This window comes from Anaerorhabdus sp. (assembly GCF_036657415.1).
Taxonomy (GTDB): Bacteria; Bacillota_I; Bacilli_A; order Erysipelotrichales; family Erysipelotrichaceae; genus Anaerorhabdus.
In genome coordinates this window covers 1-4,509 of sequence record NZ_JAVXGL010000117.1, presented here as the reverse complement: position 1 = coordinate 4,509, position 4,509 = coordinate 1, and the positions used below count along the sequence as shown (strand labels likewise).

4 protein-coding genes and 1 pseudogene are annotated in these 4,509 nt (G+C 32.6%); 1 reads left to right on the top strand and 4 read right to left on the bottom strand.

Annotated elements, in window-relative coordinates; translation table 11 throughout:
• Positions 1-184: pseudogene (locus RSB60_RS10945) on the bottom strand (guanylate kinase); the annotation flags it as partial.
• Positions 185-274: 90 nt separating this feature from the next.
• Here RSB60_RS10945 and RSB60_RS10940 point away from each other — a divergent pair.
• A complete protein-coding gene (locus tag RSB60_RS10940; RefSeq protein WP_332616327.1) occupies positions 275-1,921 on the top strand; it encodes an Rqc2 family fibronectin-binding protein in 1,647 nt (548 codons plus the stop codon).
• Here the strand turns inward: RSB60_RS10940 and RSB60_RS10935 are convergent, their stop codons facing one another.
• The 3 genes from RSB60_RS10935 to RSB60_RS10925 all read right to left on the bottom strand — a co-directional run.
• Positions 1,922-2,644 carry a pseudouridine synthase gene (locus RSB60_RS10935; protein WP_332475067.1) on the bottom strand — a complete coding sequence of 241 codons (723 nt, stop codon included), beginning with the start codon at positions 2,642-2,644 and terminating at the stop codon, positions 1,922-1,924.
• Between the two features lie 9 nt (positions 2,645-2,653).
• Positions 2,654-2,860 (bottom strand): ParB/Srx family N-terminal domain-containing protein, encoded by a 207-nt coding sequence (locus tag RSB60_RS10930; protein WP_323380353.1) that lies wholly within the window; start codon positions 2,858-2,860, stop codon positions 2,654-2,656.
• Positions 2,811-4,509: bacterial Ig-like domain-containing protein (locus RSB60_RS10925; protein WP_332616324.1), on the bottom strand; the 1,699-nt coding region annotated here is incomplete at its 5' end. The genes RSB60_RS10925 and RSB60_RS10930, both read right to left, overlap by 50 nt.

Below are 4,509 nucleotides of genomic sequence, written 5' to 3'. Positions count from 1 at the left end.
CAAATTCATCTCTTGAAACGAAATTATAATTTACACCATCAACTTCGCCCGGTCTTTTTTCTCTTGTTGTCATCGAAACTGAATATGCCAGTTTCAAAGAAGGATCGTCAATGAACTCCTTTAAGACAGTTCCTTTACCTACACCGCTTGGACCACTTAAAACAATTAATAAACCTCTTTTCACTTTCACTATCCTCCTTGATTGTATATAATGATTGTACAAACTAACAGATTAACTGTCAATTTGAATACAACGAAATGAGGAACTTTACCCATGGCATTAGATGGTATTTTGCTCCATAAAATTGTTCAAAAGATAAAACCTGAATTCCCTGCACGTATTAATAAAATTTATCAAGTGTCTAATTCAGAAATTCTTTTTCAATTAAAGACTCAAACTACAAGAAAAAATCTTATTGTTTCTTGTCACACGATTTATAACAGACTTAACTTAACAGAGAGAAGTTATCCAACTCCTGAGGAACCTTCTTCTTTTGTAATGCTTTTAAGAAAACATTTAGAATCTGCTACGATACAATCCATTGAGCAAGGAGGATTAGACCGCTACGTGCGTTTAGAGTGCCATATGCGCAATGAAATTGGTGATAAGGTAATTCGATACCTTTATATTGAATTGATGGGCAAATACGCTAATCTCATCTTTGTTGACTCGAACGGAAAAATTATGGATGCTTTAAAACGTATTCCTCCTTTTGAAAATAATCGTCGTACCATTCAACCAGGCGCAATCTTCAAAGAAACCGAAGTACAACCTGACAAAATAGATCCGTTTCATGCAACCACTTATAATCCCGCATTAACACTCACTAAACAATTCCATGGTTTTTCACCATTCCTAAGTAAAGAAGTTGAATATCGTCTACACAACAATGAATCTTTTACTTCAATCATGAAAGAAATAGAAAACTCGAATACACTTTATATATCTAACTTAAATAATGAAGCTGTCTTCCACTGTATACCATTGACACACATTCAAAGCCCTTCTAAATCCTATCCACTTCTTGAAGGTCTTGATATTGTATATTTCCATAAAGAAGAACAAGATCGCATCAAAGACCTAGCTGGTGATATTTACCGTTTTGTAAATCACGAATTAAAACACCAAAAGCAAAAGTTACCTAAGCTACAAGCTTCTTATGAAGAATCACTTGATTGTGATAAATGGCGTGAATATGGTGACTTACTATACGCTAATCAGCATGTCACTACAAAAGGTGAAACTAGTTTACAACTCCCTTCATTTGAAGATGGTAGCTTAATAACCATTCCACTCGATCCAAAACTCGATATTAAAAGTAACGCAAAAAAATGTTTTCAAAAATATAACAAAGCAAAAAAAGGTCAAGTCTATATTCTTGAACAAATTGAAATATGTCAAAATGAAATTAATTATTTTGATGGTATCCAACAACAACTTGATTTAAGTAACTTTGATGATGCCAAAGAAATCCAACAAGAACTTGTCGAACTTGGTTATTTAAAAAAGAAAGTTTCCAAAATTAGAAAAGCCAAAAAGAAAGAAACACTTCCTAAGGTTTCTAAAATCACATTACCTAACGGCATTCAAATTAGTTTCGGTAAAAATAATCTTCAAAATGAAGCACTCACGTTTAAACTTGCTAATAAAAATGATATGTGGTTTCATACAAAAGATTTTCATGGCTCTCATGTAGTTGTGCACAGCCAAGAATTAGACGAAGACACAATACGTAGTGCAGCACAAATTGCAGCCTATTATTCTAAAGGTCGTGATTCAAGTAGTGTTCCTGTCAATTACGCTCAAATTAAAACCCTAAAAAAAATACCAGGTGCTAAACCTGGTATGGTATCTCTATCTACATATAAAACAATTTATATCGATCCAGATGAATCATTAATAGATTCACTATTGAAATAATTATCGACCTTCTTTTGCAAGTTGTCTTAATTGCTTAACTTCAAATGGTTTCAACAATCTTACTTCACCTGGTCTTAAATCTTTAACTTCAAGATATCCTAGACGTTTACGATGTAGTCGTTTAACTTCAAATCCAAAGTATTCAATCATACGTTTAACTTGACGGTTTCTGCCTTCTTGAATTGTTAATTCAATAAGCATGGAACCTTTTTCATTGTTTTTATTAATCACATTCACCCTAGCAGGTAATGTAATTCCATCTTCAAGTTGAACACCTTTTTCTAAATTTTTAAGTTGTTCACCTGTAAGAATTCCTTTGATTGATACTTCATACATTTTATCCAAATGATTACTTGGATGAATAATATCATTCGCAAATTCACCATCATTCGTTAAAATTAATACCCCTGTTGTATCAAAGTCTAATCGTCCTACTGGAAATACTCTTTCTTCTGAACTTATATAATCTAAAACAGTATCACGTCCATGTTCATCTTTTAAAGTACATAACGTATTCTTTGGTTTATTCATAACATAGTAAACTTTGTTTTCTTTAATAATTGGTTTCCCGTCAACTTCAATACGCGCACCTTTTCTAGCTTGATACCCTAGTTGCGTGATAACTTCTCCATCAACTTTTACTCTTCCTTGCACAATTAAATCTTCCGCTTTTCTTCGCGAAGTTAATCCACTTGCTGCAATAATTTTTTGTAGTCGTTCCATATTTTCTCCTTAATGATGATTACGCGCTCCCCAATATGTTGAGCCTGATTTTGAAAAATCATTGGTAATCATACAATTCACTTCGATTTCTCGGTTTTCTGTTTCTTCAAGTATTTGACAAGCACTACATCGCTTGTGCCCATCTACACAATAGATTCCCTCATCATTAATCATTACTTTGATTGGAATGATTATCCCTCTCTGAGCGATGCTCATTATGAGGTCTTGGTTCACTTGCACTTGATTGTAGTGGATCATCTTCAATGGTATTTTCTTGTTGATCACGTAGTTTCTTCCTCTTCCTCTTTCTTAATAATGCATCTATTGCAATAACGATAAGTAAAACAATTGTCGCTACGAATAATCCAGCAGCAATCAAAGCAGGAATATCTGGATCACTATTATCCACACGAACAGTTTCAACAACATCATCAATTGTATAATCATTTGTAGTATTTCTTGATAATATCATGAATTCACCAATCGCTGGTGTCATAAATTGAATATAGTTATTCGTTTGTTTGGTATAACATTTAATAATTTCACCATCTTCATATAACAACACTGTGAACAGTTGATTATTTGATGATCCTTCTGGTTTTTTTATCGAAATTAAAACTGGTGTATTTAATTCAAAGTCATTCAAATTCTTTTGCGTTTGAATTTTAAATGAATCTACAAATGTTAAGCTATTACCTTCCGCAAGTAATTTCATTGCTGCTTCATGTTCTTTATTGATACTATTCTTCACAACTAATTTAATTGTATCAGGTAAAATTTTATTTTCTAAAGAATCACCTAAATCAATTGAAAGTGATAATCCAGAAACTGAGGCATCCAAATCATTTTCATAAATTACATAATTAATGCGATGATCAATTGCCATATAAATTAATTTATCAAGTGCACGTAACTGAGGCTGTGTTAAATATGGAACCATGTAATTATCCATCTTAACCTTTAAGTCTAAAACACGTTTTGCTTGTTCCTCAGTCAATGTTTCCAAATTAGACATTTCATCCAAAATCGCAGATATCTCTGCCTTAAGTTCTTGTCTAACGGTATCTAATTCTTTATCCACCGTGATTTTGTAAGATGTTGTATTTCCAGCATAAGAAACTAAAACCTCTTGTTCACCTTCAGTTTTCAAATCATATCCAGAAATCATGGAAGTAGTTAATGGCACAGTTTCCTGCTTACCATTCGCATAGTTTATAACGATTGTTCCTCCATCAATATTAATTCGATCATTCCATTCAATAAGTTGAACAGGATATTCTCCCATTTCAATCGAATCTACTGGTTCATATTGAGCAACGTAGGTTATTTCCTCATTTGCTGCCGTTATTTCTTTATCCCACCCTACAAAAATCGCTTTATCTTTTTTAGGATTTTCAATAACTGGTGTACGCCCTACTTCAATCAAATAATTAATTAAAACTGATTCATCTTGAAAGTTCCCACCATTCGCATCAAAGGAAACTTTAATCATTTCTTTGGTACCCATTTTTTCAGGATTCATAACAAGTTGAACATCACTTTGTTTAATATATCCTACATTATCAAGATAATTATAGTAGTAAACCATATCAACTTTTGATTCTTCATTTAAGGTAGCTTCTGATTGAACTTTATACCAATCACCTTCACTGTTTGAAAATGCATCTAAAATTACAAATGCAAAATCTGGTTGTTTACCAGTAGAGTAAAGAATAGCTGATGAAGTACTATCATATTGATATACCTTTACATCATCAATACTTGTTTTGATACCAATTGCCATTGAGTTATTATCTTTATAACCAAAAGCCGCATCGATTTGCATATAAAACTGGGCAGCCTTTTCACCCCAATAAGGATCTGAA